Origin of the sequence: Paenibacillus sp. BK033, assembly GCF_004345425.1 — a bacterium.
In the GTDB taxonomy this organism is placed as follows: Bacteria; Bacillota; Bacilli; order Paenibacillales; family Paenibacillaceae; genus Pristimantibacillus.
On record NZ_SLVP01000005.1, the window covers coordinates 336,322 to 356,422 of the forward strand.

Genomic DNA, 20,101 nt, shown 5'->3' on the forward strand with positions numbered 1-20,101 from the left:
GGAGTTTGAATAGCATGGAATTAGGATTTAAAGGAAAACGGGCCATCATTACCGGCGGAAGCAAAGGCATCGGATTTGCAACCGCGATGCTGCTTGCTGCCGAAGGCGCGCAGGTTGCCCTTGTAGCCAGAAGCGAAGAGCCGCTCAAAGCTGCAGCAGAAAAAATTACTGCAAAGACTGGCGTAGAGCCGCTTATTATTTCTGCCGACGTATCCGTTGAAGCTGAGGTGCAGCGCGCGGTATTGACGGCAGCCGAGCGATTCGGCGGCATCGACATACTCGTCAATAACGCCGGCACTTCGGCGGCAAAGCCATTCGAAGCAGTCGATGCAGCGGCTTGGTCGGCCGATCTGGATCTAAAGCTGTTCGGAGCGATCCATTTCACGCGGGCGGCATTGCCGTTCCTGCGCCAGAGTGGGGGAGGCGCGGTCGTTAACGTAACGGCAATCGGCGGCAAAACGCCTTCCGGCTCTTCGCTGCCGACCTCGGTAAGCCGGGCAGCCGGCTTGGCGCTAACGAAGGCAATGAGCAAGGATCTGGCGGCCGACGGAATTCGCGTAAATGCGGTTTGCATCGGCTTGATCCGGAGCGATCAGATCGAGCGGATGTGGCAGGCAACGGCTCCGCAACTTACCTGGGACGAATTCGCCGCGGACCCTCGTCACGACATTCCTTTGAGGCGAATCGGCCGTACGGAGGAAGCGGCGAACGTGATCGCGTTTCTCGTATCGGATGCCGCTTCTTACGTGACGGGTACATCCGTTAATATTGACGGCGGCAAAGCAGCTGTTCTCTAAACGGGATAGGATTTACGTTGATCAAAAAAGTCGCGTAACCGCGGCTTTTTTTGATTTTTCCCCGCATAAAAAGGATCGCGGGATAAATCGTTTAAGGACTGCGGCATACTAACAGCAATTGGCTTGCGAAAATTCTTTACTGTTCGTTCTTAAACCGCTATGATTGGACATAAGGGAGGTATGAACAATGGCTAGACCAAGAGAATTCGACCAAGATGCTGTGCTGCAGAAGGCGATGGAATTATTCTGGGAAAAAGGATACGAACGCACATCGATTCAAGATTTAGTAGAGCGTACCGGTGTGCACAGAGGCAGCTTGTACGATACCTTTGGGGATAAGAATCAGCTTTTTCTGACTTGTCTGGACCGGTTCCGTGAAGGAAACCGCGGTCATGCCTATAGCATTCTTGAAGAGAACGGACCTGCGAAAGACGTGTTATGGCGTTACTTTCAGCGGTTGATCGATGTAGCGATAAGCGAAGAAAATGGCCGCCGCGGATGTCTAATTGCCAATACCGCCATGGAGATGGGGAAGGTAGATCCGGTTGTTTCTTTCCGGATTGAAGCGTATACGCTGGATATGGAAACGAATTTCAAGAAATTTCTGATGCGTGCCCAGCAGCAAGGCGAGCTGAAAACAAAGTATACCGTGCAAGAAGCGGCCAGATTCCTGTTGAATACGCGATACGGGCTTTATGTGCTTGCGAAAATCGCAACGGACCGTCAAGTGCTCGAGGATGCTGCGAAGGTAGCAATGTCAATCCTTGTCTGATCTGGCTGCGATTGTTCTTGACTAATCGTTCTTAAATAAATATACTGAGACATGTGGAAATCAAGTTTGCGCGATAATTAAAGAACAGTCGTTCCGAAACGTGGATTATACTGCATGTCTCGTCGTATTAAGTCGAAAGCATGACGTAAGAAACGCCATTTTTTTTGATTATTAAAGAACGAACATTCTTTAATTGATTTTCTAATTTAGGTCATCCTATAACCAACGAAAAGAGGTCAAAACATGCGAACAATATCTTCGAAAGCGTCCTTCTGGATTGTGGCTTGGGTACTCACGGTCAGCTTATGGTCCAGCACGGCGCCGTCCATTGAATTTCCGGTTTATGCATTGCAGTGGCATCTTTCCAAGTCGGTAACAACCGGTATCTTCTCGGTGTATCCAATCGTTCTTATTCTTGTTTTGTTTCTGCTTGGCAATCTGTCCGACTACATTGGCCGCAGAAATACGTTAATTACGGGACTAATCTTTCTTCTTATCGGGGCAGTGGTATTCGCAACAGCGCAGAACGTGTTCTGGCTGTTTGTCGGCCGGATATTCCAAGGCCTTGGGGTAGGGTTAACCGCCGGATCCGGAGCGGCTGCGCTTGTGGAATTCAATCCGACCACAAATAAAAAGCTGCCTGGCTCCATAAACACGATTACTCAGGCTGTTGGGCTATTCCTTGCTACAATCGTGGGAGCGGCATTGATTAAGTACGCGCCGGCACCGCTTCATTTCAGCTATTGGGTATTGGCCGTTCTCGTATTTGCCAGCATCATTTTAAGTCTCTTTCTTCCCAAGCAAACCAAAGCGCAGTCTGAAGCAAGACCTGCCTTCAAGCTTCAGATTCGGGGGGTAAAGGTTCCGAGGGGACAATGGGGCATCTACTTGCTGGCAGCCCTGGCGATTGGCACGGGCTTCGCGAACGGTGCGGTATTGCTGTCGCTTGGCGCCCAAATCGCCCGTGACGTCATTGGCACGCAGGATATCCTTGTCATCGGTACCGTATTGTCCGTTTCATACTTGCTTGCCTCGGTCAGCGCTACCATTGCCGGCCGGTTAAAACCGGTTGTATCTATTCGCATCGGCATGGCTTCCATCGTAGTAGCGGCTGTATTGCTCTTTAGTGCCGCGGAGGTTCATTCGTTCCTTCTCTTCATGAGCTCATCCGTGCTGGGAGGCCTTGCGTACGGGTTCTCCGCATCCGGAGGCATTGGATTAGCGGCAATCAACTCTCAAGCCCATAACCGCGTTCAATTTTTATCCGCCGTGCTCGTTGCCGCATACTTGTTCCAAGGAACCAGCGCCTATGGCGGCGGAGTCGCTTCCAGCACGTTAGGCTTTAGTACCGCAATCGGAATGATGTCGGTCATTATTGCCGTCCTAGCGTTATCGACATTCTTGCTCGCCATAAAGAAAAGTAAAAATAAGGAGGCTATAGCAGCAGAGCCTGCCACGCCATAATGAAGAGAGGATGCCCGGAGGGCGTCCTTTTTTTATTTCACCTAAACTCGCCGTTGACCCGTATTTTCTCGTTTTTTATAGTGATATTATCTACTCTGTGTACATTTGGAGATGGTCCCATGACGGCTTACGAAAAACCTTTGCTCACTAATAGCGAAGTTGAACAGGTATTGCAGCATCGGCTTGGACCGGGCGCGACGGAGCTTGCACAATTATCCGGAGGAAATATTAGCAGCGTGTTTGCTTTTATGCATGCAGGGAAAGGATATGTCGTGAAATTCAGCGATTTGAAAGGCGCCTACGAGACGGAACGATACGTATCGGAATTGCTGACGGCTCAAGGTATTCCTTTTCCGAAATGCGTGGCTTATGGAACAACGGAACGATTATCCTATGCGATTACGGAACGAATAGAAGGACGCCTTTTATCCGATTGCACCTTGGAAGAGCAGAAACGCTTATTACCGGAACTGTTTGATATTTTAACGGGAATGGTTAAGGCAGAAGTTCGGAGCACCAACGGATACGGCTGGATTGAAGCGGATGGGAACGGAGCTTATTCAACTTGGAAGGACTTTGTCATCGCCGTAAACGCGGAGGAGCAGACGGGCTTCTGGGAGAATTGGCAGGAGCTGTATCGCACGTCTTGCTTGGAAAGAGCGGTCTATGAAGAAATTTATAACCGGCTTATGACCTACGTGCCCTATAATGCTCCGTACAGGAGCTTTGTGCATGGGGACTTTCATCAGTGGAATGTTTTATCGGACGGACAACGGGTGACCGGCATTATTGACGGCAATTGCTTGTATGGCGATCCTTTGATTGATCTGGCAGTACTTGACCGGCATATGCCATGGAACGGCGTCATATCGGCTTATGAAGCATACCGGGCGAAAACAGCGATCGAGCATCCGCAATTCAGGGAACGGTTAATGGGCGCTTATTATTTGAAAGGGCTCGACGGACTCCGCTTCTACGCGAAGATGGGATGGAACGAAGCTTATCAGGTGACGAAAGACTTCTTGTTGAATCTGGAGGCTTGACCACCGAACAGAAAGAACCGACGCGGCAATCATCAGTGACAAGCGATGAATGCCACGCCGGTTTCGATTGACCTGCCGCGCCGGCAGGTTTTTTTGTTTTTTGCGGGGATATTTATGAAACGAAAACGCGCATTTTACAGTATGTAAGGCTAAAGCGAATATTTGAAGCGAAGGGGTCAAGGACATAGATGACAAATACGGAAGATCTTCAATACCTAAATGCGGAGTTAAGGCTGATCGAGCAGTGGGAGAAGGAGCAGAAGGATCTGTTCTTTTGGGAAAAGCTAGGCCGGTTGCCGTTTGTGATCCTGGACCGCTTAACGCCAAAGTTCATCCAGGACAAAATCGGAGTCGTGCTAGACGAGCTTGGAAGCTACGTGCAAAGCGGAGGCAGGTATTTAATCAGCAAGGAGCAAATGTACCGGAGGATGCTGCCTGACGTCGAAGATCCGGATGCCGATACCGCATTGGAGCAAATCGCGCAGCTGCCGCTTGGGAGAATGGACGAAATCGCCCAAAGCATCAGCAGATCAAGCAGCAATACCGCGACCGTTCAAGGCGCAACGACGGGAATCGGCGGACTCTTCACCCTTGCCATCGATATTCCGCTCCTGCTTGGCATTTCCATTAAAGCGCTGCAGGAGATTGCGATCAGCTACGGTTATGACCCATCAGAGAAGTCCGAGCGAATTTTTATCGTGAAATGCCTGCAGTTCTCATCCTCCGACATTGTTGGCAAGAAAGCCATTCTCGAGGATCTTGCCGCTTTCCATACAGGCGAGCAGAGCAAGCAGGTATTATCTCAGCTGCAAGGATGGCGTGAGGTCATGTTGTCGTACAGGGATAATTTCGGTTGGAAAAAGCTATTTCAGATGATTCCGATCGCGGGTATTCTGTTCGGCGCATATCTCAATCGTTCCACCCTTCAGGATGTGACCGAAACGGGCAGAATCATGTACCGGAAGCGCAGAATTATTCAGAAATTGAGTCTAGCCCGTGAATAGAGCGGGGACAAGAAGGTTATTGTAAGGGGGCAGACGAAGTAAACCGGACAACAGGGATAAAGGAGAAAATCTTAGTGGAAAATATGCAATGGTACGAGAAGCTGCATGACTATTTTCCGGAGCACGAAATGAAGGATCCTCACCAGCTCGTTGACTTGCTTGAAGAGACGGATGTCTATCACATTAAAGAAACCGACAGCTACATCGTTTTGTATGCCGAGTTCACGACCTTTATTTTTATCGATTATCTGTTGGTCACGCCGCATTCGAGAAGCAGAGGGGTTGGCTCCCGGGTTCTCAACTCGTTAAAAACAAAGGGGAAAATGATCCTGCTTGAAGCCGAGCCGAACGATCCCGAGAACGAGGATACCCGGAGGCGCCTGGCTTTTTACAAGAAGAACGGCTTCAAAAAAGCGGATCGGATTATGTATGCTCCAGAGGATTTCGAAGGCCATCAGTATCCCATGCATGTGTTATATTGGTCGCCGGTCGAACTGGAGGACGAGATCATCATGGGCCGCATGGAAAAGGCATGCAAGGAAATTCATAATTTTAAATCCAAACAGTATTATGGGCGCATATTGGTCGACCCCGATAAAGCACTGAAATTATTGCATTAAAAATAGGAAAACAACTTTGCGCGGCAGCCAAAATAATGGCTGCTTTTGATATCTGGATTCGAGATGCTTATTATCTTGATTTCGTATTATGCAGGGTTAGTGGAGATATAGTAATATGAACAAGCGGACAAATTAAGAAGCCATACCTACCTACTAATAGGTAATTCTGAATAAGAGAAAAGTTAAAGGAGTTGAGACGTTTGTTGTACGAGCTGCGAATTTACGATATGCAACCGGGCAAGCTGCAGGCCATAAAAGACCGGTTCAGAGATCATGTCATTGAATTATTCGGGAAGCATGATATGAAGATCACGCAATTCTGGGAAGACGAAGACGAGGCCAAGGAACGCTTATATTACGTGGTCGAACATGCCGGCATGGAACAGCGCAACCTCAATTACGATCGTTTCCGCAACGATCCGGAGTGGATAGAAGTGAAAAGGGTCTCGGAGCTTGACGGGCCATTGGTGAAGAAACAAGAAAGCATCTTTATGAAGGACGTATCCTTCTTCGCAAACAATAAATAAACCATTAAAGGAGCAAATGATCATGAAAACATTAGTAATCGCAGCACACCCTAATATGGAAGCATCGCGCGTGAATAAAGCTTGGCTTGAAGAATTGAGGAAACAAGGCGAATACACCATCCATGAAATTTACAAAGCTTACCCGGACGAAAATATCGATGTTGCGAAAGAGCAGGCGCTGGTGGAAGCCCATGACCGCATTATCTTCCAATTCCCGCTCTTCTGGTACAGCGCGCCCGCACTATTGAAAAAATGGTTTGATACCGTGCTGCAATACGGCTGGGCTTTCGGTCCGGAAGGCGACAAAACAACCGGCAAGGAATTTGGCGTAGCCGTCTCCACTTACGGGTCCGAGGAATCGTATCAGCCAACCGGCTTCAACCGATTCACCGTACAAGAAATCTTGCGTCCGTTTGAAGCAACGGCTCATTTCATTAGCGCAACTTATCTTCCTCACTTTACTTTAAACGACGTATCCAATCTTACCGACGAGCGGCTGGCGCAAAGCAGTATCGACTACGTTAACCATTTGAGAACGGTTAAGCCGTTGGCAAAGGTTTGATAAATCAGCGTCTCAAAAAACTATCTATTGATAGGTAAACAGAAGGGGATTAAATATCATGACATTTCAAAATAAAGTTGCCATTATAACAGGCGGAAGCAGCGGGATCGGCAAGGCGGTTGCCATTGAACTCGTTAAGAAAGGGGCGAAGGTCGTGATTAACGGCCGACGCGAGCAAACCTTGCTGGAAGCTGCAAAAGAAATCGATCCAACCGGATTGAAAATCGCCTATGTCGCAGGCGACATTTCCAAACCGCAGGTGGCAGAACGTCTGATTAGCGAAGCCATCGCGCGTTTCGGCCGTGTGGATACGCTGGTTAACAATGCCGGCATTTTTCTGGCGAAACCCTTTACGGATTACACCGAAGAGGAGTTTGAAGCCGTATTGTCCACGAATGTAGCGGGTTTCTTCCATATAACCCAGCGCGCAATTACCGAGATGCAAAAAGCAAAATCCGGGCATATTGTCAATATCACGGCAAGCGGCGTCTCCGAGCAGCCGATCAAAGATGTGCCGTCTGCACTCGCCGCGCTGACGAAAGGAGGCTTGACGACGGTGTCCAAGTCCCTTGCGATTGAATATGCGGACAAAGGCATTCGCGTCAACGCGGTTGCGCCAGGCGTTATCAAAACGCCTATGCATGCTCCCGAAACCCATGATTTCTTGGCTCAGCTGCACCCGATGAAACGGATGGGCGAGGTTCATGAAATTGTGGAAGCGATTCTGTACCTGGAAGCTGCCCAATTCGTTACGGGCGAAGTCCTTCATGTGGATGGCGGTCAAAGCGCCGGCAAGTGGTAAGCGAATAAGTTTGTGTTCTTGGCGTTACCCTATTTCGAAGGAGATGACGTTCATGATTTACGAGCTGCGAATTTATGATGTATGAATAACGCGCCTTTCATCCATTCCGAACAAGGATGATTGAAATAGATGTGCTATCTGCTATCTCATTTTACGATAGCAGATAGCATTTTTCTGTATTATTCGTGAAAGCCGCTTCGTTGTATACTTGAAGCAAGTTAGCAAGCAAGACTGGACGTTTTATAGAAGGAGTGAGTTCCGATGCTAAATATGCTTCGTACGCCTTTATGCGAATTGTTCGGAATCCGTTATCCGCTATTTCTGGCCGGTATGGCAGGCGGGCCCTCCACGCCCGAATTGACGGCTGCCGTCTCCGAGGCGGGCGGGCTTGGCACTTTAGGGGCAGCTTATATGGCGCCGGAGGATATCCGGTCAGCAGTCCGCCGAATCAGACAATTAACCACGGCACCTTTCGGAGTGAATTTGTTCGTGAATCAGCCTTCGGACGATAATACTCGAACGCAAGAGGTACAGGACAAGCTTAACGAGTTCCGGAAGCAGCTGGGTATTCCCGACTCGGAAGGAAACGCAATCCATACGCCCGATTGGTTCGAAGAACAGTTCAACGTGTTAATCGAGGAGAAGGTTCCCGTTATCAGCACGGCATTTGGCGTGCTGCCGGAACCGCAGATGCAAGCAGCGAAGGCTTCCGGCAGCAAGGTTGCAGCCATGGTTACCACGGTAAGGGAAGCGCTGATTGCCGAGGAGAAGGACTGTGATGCGATTGTCGCGCAAGGAAGCGAAGCAGGAGGCCATCGCGGCACCTTTGGCGCAGCTGTAAATCCAATGGGAGCGAATATCGGTACGATGGCTCTTGTTCCGCAGATCGTGGATCGAGTAGCCATTCCCGTTATCGCTGCAGGCGGAATTATGGATGGCCGCGGGCTTGCTGCTGCTCTGATGCTTGGCGCGCAAGGCGTACAGCTGGGAACCCGCTTCCTGACATCGATCGAAGCCGGGACCGGCGAGGCATACCGGAAAGCCCTTCTTGCCAGCGACGAGGAGAGTACGGTGATTACCAATGCCTTCTCCGGGAGGCCGGCCCGTGGCATTAGAAACGGATTTATCGAGCAATGGGAGGCAAGCGGTAAAGCTCCGCTGCCGTTCCCAACGCAAAACACCGCAACGCGCGATATCCGGAATGCGGCGGGCAAGCAGCAGAAAGCGGACTACTTATCCTTATGGGCAGGACAAGGAACACGGATGCTGACTGCCGGTCAAACGGCCCGGCAGATTGTGGAAGAGATCATTGGCCAAGCTGCCGCCTTAACGAAATAAACAAAGCCTTTTTAATTAAAATGAGCCCGCATTTCCGTGAGGAACGCGGATAATGCGGGAGTCATTAAAGCATCCTTGCGCCGAATGAATACGGTTGTCACGTGCCCATGCTTGCTCGGAATCGCATGCGTCCGAATTTGTCCCTGCTGCTCCTGCTCGGTGACGATTGAGCGTGGCAATAAAGAAATGCCGAGACCTGCGCTGACACAGCCAATAATCGTCTCGAGCGATCCGAATTCCATTAGCTTGACGGGGATAATGCCTTCCTCTTGAAGCAATTGATTGAATTTAGCCCGGTAGGAGCATCCGTTCTGAAAAACAAGCAGCGTCCTTGATTGGACCTCGTGAATGCTATTGATAGCCGGGTGAGAGGACGAAGTGACAAGGACCAGCTCCTCGTCGGTCACGCTTTCTTGCTCCAATTCGGGGTGATCAACGGGCCCGGCAACAAAGGCACCGTTCAGTTCATAATGCAGAACGCCATGAATGTGGCTGTCCGTGGGACCCGTAACCAAATTGAAATCCACTGCCGGATAATCGGCATGATACTTGGCCAGAAGAACGGGTAATCGGACGGCGGCGGTTGTCTCCATCGATCCAATGGACAAAGGTCCAGCCGGTACCTTGGAATCAACAACAGCCGACCTGGCTTCCTGAATGACATGCAGAATTTTTTCCGCGTAGGAGACGAGAATCTGGCCGGAGGGCGTCAAGGTAATTCCCCGGTTATGGCGGTAGAAGAGCTGCGTCTGCAAATCGGCTTCCAGCTGCTGAATTTTATGAGTGACGTTGGATTGGGCGAAATTCAATTTTTGAGCCGCCTTCGAGATACTTCCTTCCTTGGCGGTTGTCGAGAATACTTTGAGTAATTGAATGTCCATTGCGGCCTCCGTTATATTATTATGCCTTAGATATCTGGAATTCAGATAACAAAATATATAATCATTTAAATTTCATGATATCAGAATTATGCCAACATGAACAGGCTATCCAAAGAAAGAAGGAACATTTATGAGAAGAAGACATACCTGGATGGTACTCGCCGGCGGCGTAGCCGCCATGATGATTGCCATGGGAATCGGAAGGTTTGCTTTTACCCCCATGCTGCCCATTATGATGGATCATCATTTGTTCTCCGCTTCGGGTGCCGGGTATCTGGCTTCCAGCAATTATCTGGGATATTTGATCGGCGCCTTTATCTTAACGTTCATGCGGATCAAGAACCGCTCGCTGCTATTGTTCGCAGGGATCATCGTTAGTATAGGAACGACATGGAGCATGGGAGAATTCCACGGTCTCGATGCATGGCTAGTGCTGCGTTTCTTGTCCGGACTGGCAAGCGCAACGGTCTTCGTCATCGTTACCAGCATCGTAATGGAGCGTTTGTCCGCCCTTCAGGCCGGGATCTTCTACGGAGGGGTGGGAGCCGGAATCCTGCTTACCGGGATTGCCGTCCCGTTGTTGGCACGCAGCAGCGAGTGGGTTGGGATATGGAAGGGGTTAGGTTTGATCAGCCTGGTCCTGGGATTGGCCGCCTGGTACTCATTAGGGGGAAGAAATGAGGGAACGGTTAAGGCAAGCCCTTCGAGCAACGAAGCGTCGTCCTCCGCCCGGCGGATTATGGTCTGTTTGACTATTGCCTACGGATTGGAAGGCTTGGGCTATATCGTGACGGGAACCTATCTCGTCGCTTACGCCAAGACCGTATCGAACATCCCGAACATGACATCGCTCAGCTGGATGCTTGTCGGCGCTGCAGCCATTCCTTCCTGCGTCCTTTGGTCGATGATTGCGTCACGGTGGGGGAAAAAGTGGACCCTGTCCCTTGCGATGGCCATGCAAGCCATAGGCATTGCCGTTCCGGTACTTATTCCGAACAAGGCAGCCATCTTTGCAGGCGCTATTTTGTTCGGGGCCACTTTTATGGGAATTACCATGCTGTTTGTTGCTTATGCGAAGGATCTGTTCCCTCGGAACAACCGGAAAATCATCGGCTTATTGACGACGTTTTTTGGATTGGGGCAGATCATCGGTCCGCTTATTGCGGGTCATTTGATCTCCGGCAACGGAAGCTATCTTTCGGCTTTAATCGGAGCGGCTCTTGTCGTTCTTGCGGGAGCGTTAAGCTTGCCGCTAGGGATCGGCCGGGCCGACCGTCTTGCCAAACCGATTATCCCCGAGCTGCCCCGATAAGCAGGAATTCATAAAAGTCTGGGGCCTAACCGCGCTCCAGGCTTTTTCTTTGCGCATCCCCGGCTGAATATTTTGAATCGCCGCATCCATACTATGGGAATGGGAATTCATCAAGGTTATGAGACCGCCTAGGAGGTGCTTTCTATGAGGAGATTAAGAATCCGATCATCCGGCAGCTATTTCAACATTCTTAAATCCAAGAGGAGCATCCTCCAGGAAGATGACGATAAACGGTTTGTTTCCGACATAGAGCTGAACGAGAGTTGTATCAAAGAAACGTTTCGGAATTGCTATGACCTGGAATACAGAAGGATTAAAGTTCAACAAAAGCCGCAATGGATTATTGTTTACATAAACAGCTTGATTGATAAGCCCCTGCTTGAAGAGCATGTATTAAAACCGCTGCTTGCCCGCTCCGCGGAAGAGGACATTCCATCTGATGCGGAAGAGCTGGCCGATCAATGGATATCCGTTGGAACAACCATCATCTCCAGCCAAATATCCGAAGTCGTCCGCAACCTCCTGCAAGGCCATGCGGCTATTCTAACGGCAGGCAGCAGCAGCGTCATCACGGTTGCCGTCCCCGGAGTCGCGAAACGAAGCCTTGAAGAGCCTTCCTCCGAGCCCGTTATCCGAGGCTCCAAGGAAGGCTTTATCGAGCAGCTCTCAACTAACCTGGGTCTGGTACGGGCCAGACTCAAAACTTCAAAGCTGAAGACGGAAAGCATTACGCTCGGAGAGCTGTCGCAGACGCAGATCGTCATGACGTACCTTGAGGGAATTGCGGAAGATAAAGTACTCGAGCAGGTGAGGAGCCGGTTGCGCTCGATACAAATAGACGGCGTTCTTGACTCCGGCTACATCGAGGAATTTATCGAGGATCAGCCTTATTCTCCGTTTCCGCAGGTCCACAGCACGGAACGGCCGGATGTGGTTGCCGCCGAGCTGCTCGAAGGAAAGGTAGCTATTCTTGTGGATACAAGCCCTTATGTCCTGATTGTCCCGATGACATTCTGGACGGGACTTCAAGCCAGCGAGGATTACTATATCCGTTGGCCGATCGCTACGTTTATCCGTTGGATCCGCTTTTTGTTTATTCATTTTGCCGTCTTTGCTCCCGCCCTTTACGTAGCGATTACGACCTTTCATCAGGAAATGATTCCCACGAATCTGGTTTTGAGCATTGCCGGTTCGAGGGAGGCGGTTCCTTTTCCCGCGATGATAGAAGCTTTAATGATGGAGATTGTATTCGAGGCGTTGCTTGAAGCCGGCGTAAGAATGCCGAAGCAAATCGGACCGACAATCGGCATCGTAGGCGGTCTTGTTATTGGGCAAGCCGCGGTGCAGGCCGGTTTAATCTCCGCCCCGGTTGTCATCATCGTATCGCTTACGGGAATATCCGCCTTTACCACTCCTCGGTTCAGTTTGCGCAACGGGATTCGGCTGCTCCGGTTTCCGATGCTGTTTATGGCGGGTACGCTGGGGTTGTACGGCATAGTCCTCGGGTTTCTCGGCATCATGCTGCATGTAACCTCGCTCCGTTCCTTTGGCAAGCTTTATTTTGCCCCGGTCACTCCGATTGGACTGGCTGCCTTTAAGGATGTTTTCGTCCGGATCCCGATTCGGCTTAAATATCGGTGGAAAACGAATAAAGAGGGTGGGAGTAGATGAGAGCTCTGAAAGCCGCATGGCTTCTTCTTGTCGTTTTTACCCTTGGCGGTTGCTGGGACCGCATGGAGATCAATGATCTGGCTTTTGTAACGGGAACGGCCATGGACGTGCAGGAGGACGGCAGCTTGTTTTGCACTCTGCAAATCGCCATTCCCGGCTCCAAAGAGGGTACGGGAGGAGGGGGGAAAGGTGATTCGGGCTCCTTCTATCTCGTATCGGCAACCGGTAACAGCGGCAATGAAATTCATCGGGCCCTGCAGAAAAAAAGCTCTCGTCAATTATTTTACTCCCATCGCAGCGTGGTGTTTATTAGCGAGCGTTTAGCCAGACAAGGCATTAATAAGGCCTTGCTTGACGTTTTTACCCATGATCCGAGAAATCGCCTGAAAACCTATATCATGATCGTCAAAGGCGGAGATGCGAGGCAGATTCTTGAATTGAACTATCCATTGAAGCAGGTGCCGCTTGAAGTCGTTAACGAAATGCAAAGAACGGGAGACGAAGTGGCCGTCACCCTGCGCGATTTCTTTATTGCGAGTCAAAGCGAAGGAATACAGCCCGTTGTCGGAGTTCTGGAGCTTGGAGATCACCTTGCCGATAAAAAGGAGCAGATCTTCAAGGCCGAAGGTACGGGAATCCTGAAGGATCTCAAGCTAATCGGTCTATTGGACGAGAAAGAGACGCTTTCCTTAATGTGGTTAACGAATAAGCTGAAATTCGGCCGCATATCGGCACAATTACCCGAGGACTATGGGGAGATCGGGGTTATGCTTAACCATACGACTAGCAAAATCGTGACGCATACGGATAATAACGGAATCCGATTCAACGTCACGCTGGAAGGGACGGGGACGGTCGAGGAGAACAATTCCACGCTCGACGTCAGCAATTCCGCCCAAATGACGATGATCAAACAAGCGATGGAAAACTCCATGAGAATGCAAGCGGAGCAGCTGCTGGTTAAACTGCAAAAGAAATATAAAGCGGATAGCGTAGGATTCGGGCAAGAAGTTTACAAGAGTAATCCGGGCAAGTGGAAGACGATAAAAAAGGAGTGGGATACCCAGTTCCAGAACGCACGCATAACGGTTGACGTCAATCTGACGGTCAATGGCGCCGGAATGGTTCATTCCACGCTCCAACACGAATAGGAGAACATGCGATGATCTTGCAATTGATTGTTTTTGCACTGGCTGCGGTTGGCTGGTCCTGGTACCGGGTTCTGCAAATAAAACAGCCGGGAGCGGCTGTTTTATTTGCGAGTTTAATGACGATAGTCGTGGTGGCGGGCTGCTTGTGGATTGCCCATATTCCGCTTCCAAGCTCGACAACCCCCATTAGGGGCCTGTTCGAGCCAATCGGAAAAATCATTGCGCGGCCTTATTAAGCTGCAGTATGCCGAAAGCCTTTCCTGATTGTATCTATGGCGAGAAGCAGGAGGGGCACCACAAAGTGAGTAAACATCGCGTAGCTGGGATAGGTAAAGTTCAGATAGCTGGTGAGCTCCGTCGCATAATTTTTAAATACGGTTAACGAGCCCAGCACAGACAATATCATGACGGGAATGACGATGTCCCTGTAGTTTTTCGTGTTGAACGTTTGGCTGATGCTGAGGCAGATCACGAATATCGTAACGGCGATTTTAATGAAGCAGCTCATCACCCAGATCGCTACCGCCAAGGCTTCCAATCTCTCAAAGCTTCCTTTTATCCCGATATATTGGATAACGCTTAATACCGGGAAGGTCAGCTTTTCCGTTAACGGCCCAAACACCATGATAAGTGGAAGGAGCGTTATGCATAAAAGTCCCGTGATAATGCTCAAAGAAAGAAAGGAAGCCTTGGCAGCTTTCTTCGGTTGATTCAAGTAAGGCAGAAGCCAGCCTAACGTGAAAAATTGAGTGATGTACGCGATAGGGAAGACGCTTGCTTGAAGAATGGGAACGATTCCGCTCCCCATTACGGGGCGAAGCCTCTCCGGATCGGACTCCGCGAGCATCAGGAAAAGGAGGGGAATCAGAAGCAGAAAATTGAGCAAGGCCAGATATTCGTTGCATCTTCCGATCGCTTCTATCCCCATATAGACTGCAATGCAGCAGAAAATCGCCAGCGTCAGACTGATGACGACAGAAGGAGTTCGCATAAGAAAAACCGTATTAATAAATTGGATATGCTGATTCAGAATGATGAAATCGAAATTAAACCAGACATAAATCAAATAACAGCTTAGAACCTTCGCCGGCCATTTGCCGATAATGCATGCGCTGTATTGGATGATGGTCATCCCGGGATAACGCTTCGACAAAACGAGCATGACTCCTATATTTAAAGCGCCAAACAAGAACGTGGGGAGAATCGTTATCCACGCATCCTGCTTGGCCAGACTTGACATAAGGCCCGGAATAACGAGAATGACGGTAGGGGCAATAAAAGAAAACATTAATAGGCATAATTGCGTTCCTGAGATTTTTTCTGCGGACTCCATTCATTGACTCCTTCCTTAGCCTTGGTTACAACCAAGTATTCCCATGAACGCATCGATAATACGGAGAATAGAAAGGAACAAACGGATGATAAAAACCACCAAACGGGCGCTTAGGCGATTTCTATTGGAAAAACAGCAGCTTCTCGCACCGCGGAGCAACAAGGCTGCCGATCATGATCAGGTGCTGGGTATCATACGCGAGTTGGAATGCTTGCAGATCGATCCGGTAGCTGCCGTCCGGGCGAATCAGCATTTGGTCATGTCAGCCCGATTGACGGGCTATGAACCAACTCTTCTTAATGACTTATTAAGCGATCATAAGGTATTCGAATATTTCGCCAATGCTGCCTGCATCATTCCGATGGAGGATTATCCCATATTCGAACCTACCCGGGCAAGAATCCGCGAGCATGCGGCTTCCGCGGTTGAAGCCTTGCAGCCTGTGCCGGAGCAGGTCATGGACAAGCTTCGCGCTGAGGGGCCGCTGCCTGCCAGAGCGTTCGAATCGGATAAGAAGGTGCATGGTTATTGGGAGAATACCAATTCGGCAGCCAAAACAAAAGCAACCTCGCATGCCATCAATCTATTAACCGATTCGGCGCTTATCCGGATTGTCGGCAGGGAAGGCAATCAGAGACTATTTGATTTGACGAGCCGCAGCGTTCCGGCAGAGCTTCTTAAAGCTGCAGGCGAACTGGGGAGAGAAGAAGCGGAACGGCTCATGCTGCTGAAATATTTCCGGGCTTATCGCGTATTCGAGCCTTCCGATTCCCGATTTGGCTGGCTGAGATACAGCGCTGCCCAGCGCCGCGATGCAATCCGGCAATTTATCCAATCCGGCATCGTTACGGAGGTTGAGGTGGAGGGTCTTAAGCAGCCGTATTATGTGCTGGCATCCGATGCGGAACGGGTGCTGGCGCACCATGATGCGGCTGCCGTGGAGCCGGCCCAGCCGCTGGAGGCGGAAGCCGCGGAGATTACGTTCTTGCCGCCGCTCGATAATTTGCTGTGGAGCCGAAAGCGGCTGGAGGATTTATTTCATTTCGAATACCGATGGGAGATTTATACGCCTGCGGATAAGCGAAAATATGGCTATTACGCGATGCCGATCCTTGCAGGGGACAGGTTAATTGGCAGAATGGATCCCCGGCTCGACCGGAAAGAAAATATTCTTAAGGTAGAGCTGCTGCATTTTGAGCCGGACATTCACGTATCTGCTCAGCTGCGCAAAAATGTAAAGAAAGCAGTCAAGGCGTTTGCAAAGGCTAACGGCGTAATTAACGTTATTTATAATTAATGACATTTAAATATGGGCATTCATCCATTCGGACACATTTTGTTGACATCTTCAAGACAAGTTAGACGCAACTTCTAGACAATCCCGCAACAAATGACAGTTATTCTAAAGGGTACAAACGTATACGGATTGGAGCTTCATAATGGACAAAACAAGAATACTCATCATCGAGGACGAGGAGGCAATCGCGGATCTGCTTGCTTACGGTCTGGCACGCGAAGGCTTCGAGACGCGTATAGCCGGCACCGGCACGGACGGGCTAAGGGAGCTCGAATGGTTCAGGCCCGACCTGCTGGTGCTGGATTGGATGCTGCCGGACAAAAGCGGGCTTGATATCTGCAAATTGGTGACCGCGCAATATAACATTCCGATTCTAATGCTTACGGCCAGATCGGATATCACGGACAAAATTCTCGGACTCGAAGTGGGAGCGGACGATTACGTTACGAAGCCGTTTGATCTTCGGGAGGTTATTGTCCGGATCCGAACCATCCTCCGCAGGCTTGCGCAAGCCCAAGCCCCGGCGAAGCCGGCGCTGCCGACGGAAATCGGGTTCCGGGACATCGTTATCTCTCCATCCGAACGTCTCGTAACGAAGCAAGGCGAGCTCATTGATCTAACGCCTAAGGAGTTTGATCTGCTGCTGGCGCTATTAGGTGTCCGGGGCAAAATCTTTACGCGCGCCGAGCTGCTGGAGTCCGTGTGGGGGTATGATTTTCCCGGAGACATGCGGACGGTTGATACCCATATTCAGCGGCTGCGCAAGAAGCTTGACGCCGCTGATCTGATTACAACCGTGTTCGGCATCGGCTACAAATTCGAGAAAAGGACGGACTGACCGTATGCTGCAAACCCTGCGGGCCAAGTTCGTCATCGGTTTTTTCCTGATTTTTTGCTTATCCTTCCTTTTGCTGAACGTCACGTTAAAGGAATATATCCGTAACAGCAACAAGAGTATTGTCACATCGGATCTCATCGATCTCAAGAACAACGGCAATATTTACGTCACTCAAGCCTTCCTCATTAATCATTTCGCAAACAACGACCTTTATTTCGGTCAAATGGCCGAAGAGATGGCTCGCGATCTTCGCCGCGCCACTTCAAGCGATGTGAGCGCCTATACGGTAGATGGTATGCTGCTGTATTCCACGGACGCCGATAAATTCGCGGGACGTTCCACCGAGGACCTGAAGCTTGCATTGCAAGGCAAGACGGCATATACCATTTCGTATAAAGGCAGTGCCGGCTCCGTGCTGTATTCCTATCCCGTCGTAATCGATGGGGTAAAGGTCGGGATCCTGCGGTTTGCCAAAGACTTCTCTTCGCTGTATGAGCAGACCGGGCGAGTTCTTAACATCATCTTCTATCTCGCTCTTGCAATCTTCCTGGCTGCGTTTGGTTTCTCTTACTTGCTGTCCCGGCATATCACCATTCCGCTCATCAAGCTGACTAACGCATCCACCGAGGTTATACGGGGAAACCGGAACGTCCGTCTGAAATTCCGGCGCAAGGACGAGATTGGGCGGCTGGCGGACAACTTCAACGACATGATTGAACGGATTGACAGCCAGATTGCAACGATTGGCCGGGACCGCGACAGGCTGCAGTCGCTTATCGAGCAGGAGAAGCGCTTTTTCGATAACGTCACGCATGAGCTCAAGACGCCGCTCACGTCCATTCTTGGCTACGCGGAGATCATCCGGGAGAGTGGAGAGAGCGACTCTGCGTTTTTCCAAAAGGGAATGACCCATATCGTGGAGGAAAGCCGGCGGCTGCACGGTATGGTGCTGAACCTGCTTGAAGTGTCGAAGCGAGACGCCGTCAGGGAAGAAGCAGCGCTTGTCGATACCGGCGTGCTGCTTCGCGATTTATGCGATGCCATGGCGATACGCGCCAAACGTTATAAGAAGAGCATCGTCTTGAGGGCGGAAGACGGGCTTGTAGTATGGGGAGAAGCGGACAGGCTGCGGCAATTGTTTATCAATTTGCTAGATAATGCGATCAAATATAGCACGCCGCTGGCGGAAATTCTGGTCACGGGAGAGAAGCACCCGAAGGGGGAGACTCTCCGATTCACGTTCAGCAATCCGGGCGAGACGTTGTCGGCAGAGCAAATAGCCAGCGTGTTTGAGCCCTTTTATTCCGGCGACAGGACATTTAAGGAAGAAGGAAGCGTAGGCCTAGGTCTCAGTATCGTAAAATCCATTGTCGACGACCACGGCGGAACCATTCGGATGGAGAGCGACGAAGGACTCACAAACGTATGCGTTGAGCTTCCCGCGGCCGGCAGTAAGGGAGGGGGTAATAATGCACAGCATGATTAATCGGATCACCCGTCTTCTTCTTTACTGGGTTGTGATGGCGCTGCTCCTTACGGCTTCCGGCTGCATGGGAAATCCCCGCTCAGAGACGATCGTAATCCCGGAGTCTGAGGCCGATCAGCCGGCGGTTGGAGCAAACGTTGGCAAGCTGTTTCAAGTGAAGACGATCTATCCCTTGGAGAAGTGGTTTGCCAAGTTTGAGGTTTTGGGTTGGACAAACGAAGAAGAGATCGTTGGTTATGCTTCGGATAACGTTCCCTCCGGTTCTCCTTATGACGGCTTGCAGCTTCTCGCACCGCCCTTTGACCAACCGAAACAGCTTACTGCAAGCTTAAATGCAGGAAAGGATCTTCTCAGCCTATCGCCGGACGGCAGGCTGATCGCCAGTCTGTCGGATTCCAAGAATGGCTACTCGCTGGAATTGCAATCCGTGGACGGAAGACAAAACTATTCCATAGACGAGCCGGTGCCAAAGCAGCCGCAGCGATTGTTTTCCCGTAACCTGCGGTGGTCGAACGATAGCCGATATCTGTCGTATCTAGTGCTGGGAGACCGCCGCGATCAGCTGAACCTTGTTGTCTATAACGTTCGGCAGGGATCGTTTAAGCAGCTGGCGCTGCAGGGCATGCCAGATATGAAGAACAGCGCTTCTGCCGTATTGTCAGAGGACGGAAATCGTCTATTAATCGATAACGGCAGGCTGGTCTCGCTGGCCGAATTAAACGATGACGGCCGCTTTGTAGTGAGATACGACCATGCGTCCACGCAGAACGGTTGCTTCTGGGTAGATGCGAACCGGTTTATATTCCTGGGTGCCGACGGCACCTTGTTCCAATACGACAGTCGAAACGGAGAGCTTACCGTATTGCTGGAGAAGATCGTCAGCTTTAGCCTGTCACCGGATCGAAAGATGATCGCTTATACGCAAAACGACGGGGACATTATCTATGCGGGCAAGCTGCAAGGCAACAACCTGTTGTCCCAAACGGCCGTCTACCAAGGCTTTGTCCCTTCCCTTATGAAATGGAGTATCGGCAATGGCGAGCTCTTGGTCGCAGGCAGCAAACCGTTCAACAGAACGGAGATTGTTCCCGCACCTGTGTCCGAACTTGAGGGCACGATTGCCCTGCATGGTTTCATTATTGATTTCCAGGACAAGTAAAATCGGATATTTAGTTGCCGAGAGCGCGGCAGGTTGGACGAAAC

Annotated in this window: 20 protein-coding genes; 18 read left to right on the forward strand and 2 right to left on the reverse strand. The window is 50.4% G+C overall.

Annotation, left to right across the window (positions count from 1 at the left end; genetic code table 11):
* The first annotated feature begins 14 nt into the window (after nucleotides 1-14).
* The 10 genes from EV294_RS18910 (at nucleotide 15) to EV294_RS18955 (ending at nucleotide 8,929) form a co-directional block, all read left to right on the forward strand.
* The gene (locus EV294_RS18910; protein ID WP_132309540.1) at nucleotides 15-797 is read left to right on the forward strand and encodes an SDR family NAD(P)-dependent oxidoreductase; all 783 of its coding nucleotides are present in this window, start codon (nucleotides 15-17) and stop codon (nucleotides 795-797) included.
* A 187-nt stretch (nucleotides 798-984) separates the two neighbouring features.
* Entirely contained in the window at nucleotides 985-1,569 is a 585-nt protein-coding gene (locus EV294_RS18915) for a TetR/AcrR family transcriptional regulator (RefSeq protein WP_132309542.1), read from the forward strand.
* Between the two features lie 243 nt (nucleotides 1,570-1,812).
* Nucleotides 1,813-3,033, forward strand: a complete 1,221-nt coding sequence (locus EV294_RS18920) for an MFS transporter (RefSeq protein WP_132309544.1) — start codon at nucleotides 1,813-1,815, stop codon at nucleotides 3,031-3,033.
* Between the two features lie 119 nt (nucleotides 3,034-3,152).
* The gene (locus tag EV294_RS18925) at nucleotides 3,153-4,076 is read left to right on the forward strand and encodes an aminoglycoside phosphotransferase family protein (protein ID WP_165930734.1); all 924 of its coding nucleotides are present in this window, start codon (nucleotides 3,153-3,155) and stop codon (nucleotides 4,074-4,076) included.
* Nucleotides 4,077-4,264: 188 nt separating this feature from the next.
* Nucleotides 4,265-5,080, forward strand: coding sequence for an EcsC family protein (locus EV294_RS18930; protein ID WP_132309548.1), 816 nt, complete (start codon nucleotides 4,265-4,267; stop codon nucleotides 5,078-5,080).
* Nucleotides 5,081-5,163: 83 nt separating this feature from the next.
* Nucleotides 5,164-5,700 (forward strand): GNAT family N-acetyltransferase, encoded by a 537-nt coding sequence (locus EV294_RS18935; RefSeq protein ID WP_132309843.1) that lies wholly within the window; start codon nucleotides 5,164-5,166, stop codon nucleotides 5,698-5,700.
* 203 nt (nucleotides 5,701-5,903) lie between these two features.
* Complete coding sequence (locus tag EV294_RS18940) at nucleotides 5,904-6,227, forward strand: NIPSNAP family protein (RefSeq protein ID WP_243711708.1); 324 nt, start codon at nucleotides 5,904-5,906, stop codon at nucleotides 6,225-6,227.
* Nucleotides 6,228-6,249: 22 nt separating this feature from the next.
* Nucleotides 6,250-6,789: an NAD(P)H-dependent oxidoreductase gene (locus tag EV294_RS18945; RefSeq protein WP_132309552.1), complete on the forward strand. Its 540-nt coding sequence runs from the start codon at nucleotides 6,250-6,252 to the stop codon at nucleotides 6,787-6,789.
* Between the two features lie 58 nt (nucleotides 6,790-6,847).
* On the forward strand, nucleotides 6,848-7,591 hold the full coding sequence (locus tag EV294_RS18950; protein WP_132309554.1) for an SDR family NAD(P)-dependent oxidoreductase: 744 nt from the start codon (nucleotides 6,848-6,850) through the stop codon (nucleotides 7,589-7,591).
* A gap of 261 nt (nucleotides 7,592-7,852) precedes the next feature.
* On the forward strand, nucleotides 7,853-8,929 hold the full coding sequence (locus EV294_RS18955) for an NAD(P)H-dependent flavin oxidoreductase (RefSeq protein ID WP_132309556.1): 1,077 nt from the start codon (nucleotides 7,853-7,855) through the stop codon (nucleotides 8,927-8,929).
* Nucleotides 8,930-8,940: 11 nt separating this feature from the next.
* Here EV294_RS18955 and EV294_RS18960 read toward each other — a convergent pair whose 3' ends face one another.
* Nucleotides 8,941-9,810 carry a LysR family transcriptional regulator gene (locus EV294_RS18960; protein WP_132309558.1) on the reverse strand — a complete coding sequence of 290 codons (870 nt, stop codon included), beginning with the start codon at nucleotides 9,808-9,810 and terminating at the stop codon, nucleotides 8,941-8,943.
* 130 nt (nucleotides 9,811-9,940) lie between these two features.
* Between EV294_RS18960 and EV294_RS18965 the strand changes: the two genes are divergently transcribed.
* The 4 genes from EV294_RS18965 to EV294_RS18980 all read left to right on the forward strand — a co-directional run bounded on the left by EV294_RS18965 (nucleotide 9,941) and on the right by EV294_RS18980 (nucleotide 14,180).
* Entirely contained in the window at nucleotides 9,941-11,122 is a 1,182-nt protein-coding gene (locus EV294_RS18965) for a YbfB/YjiJ family MFS transporter (RefSeq protein WP_132309560.1), read from the forward strand.
* 144 nt (nucleotides 11,123-11,266) lie between these two features.
* On the forward strand, nucleotides 11,267-12,793 hold the full coding sequence (locus tag EV294_RS18970) for a spore germination protein (protein ID WP_132309562.1): 1,527 nt from the start codon (nucleotides 11,267-11,269) through the stop codon (nucleotides 12,791-12,793).
* A complete protein-coding gene (locus tag EV294_RS18975; protein WP_132309564.1) occupies nucleotides 12,790-13,944 on the forward strand; it encodes a Ger(x)C family spore germination protein in 1,155 nt (384 codons plus the stop codon). The genes EV294_RS18970 and EV294_RS18975 overlap by 4 nt, the downstream gene beginning before the upstream one ends.
* 11 nt (nucleotides 13,945-13,955) lie before the next feature.
* Nucleotides 13,956-14,180 carry a hypothetical protein gene (locus tag EV294_RS18980; RefSeq protein ID WP_132309566.1) on the forward strand — a complete coding sequence of 75 codons (225 nt, stop codon included), beginning with the start codon at nucleotides 13,956-13,958 and terminating at the stop codon, nucleotides 14,178-14,180.
* Here EV294_RS18980 and EV294_RS18985 read toward each other — a convergent pair.
* Complete coding sequence (locus EV294_RS18985; RefSeq protein WP_132309568.1) at nucleotides 14,177-15,277, reverse strand: GerAB/ArcD/ProY family transporter; 1,101 nt, start codon at nucleotides 15,275-15,277, stop codon at nucleotides 14,177-14,179. The two genes, EV294_RS18980 and EV294_RS18985, sit on opposite strands and share 4 nt — an antisense overlap.
* Before the next feature lie 85 nt (nucleotides 15,278-15,362).
* Between EV294_RS18985 and EV294_RS18990 the strand changes: the two genes are divergently transcribed.
* The 4 genes from EV294_RS18990 to EV294_RS19005 all read left to right on the forward strand — a co-directional run bounded on the left by EV294_RS18990 (nucleotide 15,363) and on the right by EV294_RS19005 (nucleotide 20,057).
* Entirely contained in the window at nucleotides 15,363-16,574 is a 1,212-nt protein-coding gene (locus EV294_RS18990; RefSeq protein ID WP_132309570.1) for a winged helix-turn-helix domain-containing protein, read from the forward strand.
* 142 nt (nucleotides 16,575-16,716) lie between these two features.
* Nucleotides 16,717-17,412, forward strand: coding sequence for a response regulator transcription factor (locus EV294_RS18995; RefSeq protein ID WP_132309572.1), 696 nt, complete (start codon nucleotides 16,717-16,719; stop codon nucleotides 17,410-17,412).
* A gap of 4 nt (nucleotides 17,413-17,416) precedes the next feature.
* Entirely contained in the window at nucleotides 17,417-18,898 is a 1,482-nt protein-coding gene (locus tag EV294_RS19000) for an ATP-binding protein (protein ID WP_132309574.1), read from the forward strand.
* Nucleotides 18,882-20,057, forward strand: a complete 1,176-nt coding sequence (locus EV294_RS19005) for a TolB-like translocation protein (RefSeq protein WP_132309576.1) — start codon at nucleotides 18,882-18,884, stop codon at nucleotides 20,055-20,057. Before EV294_RS19000 ends, EV294_RS19005 begins: the two co-directional genes overlap by 17 nt.
* The last annotated feature ends 44 nt before the right edge of the window (nucleotides 20,058-20,101 follow it).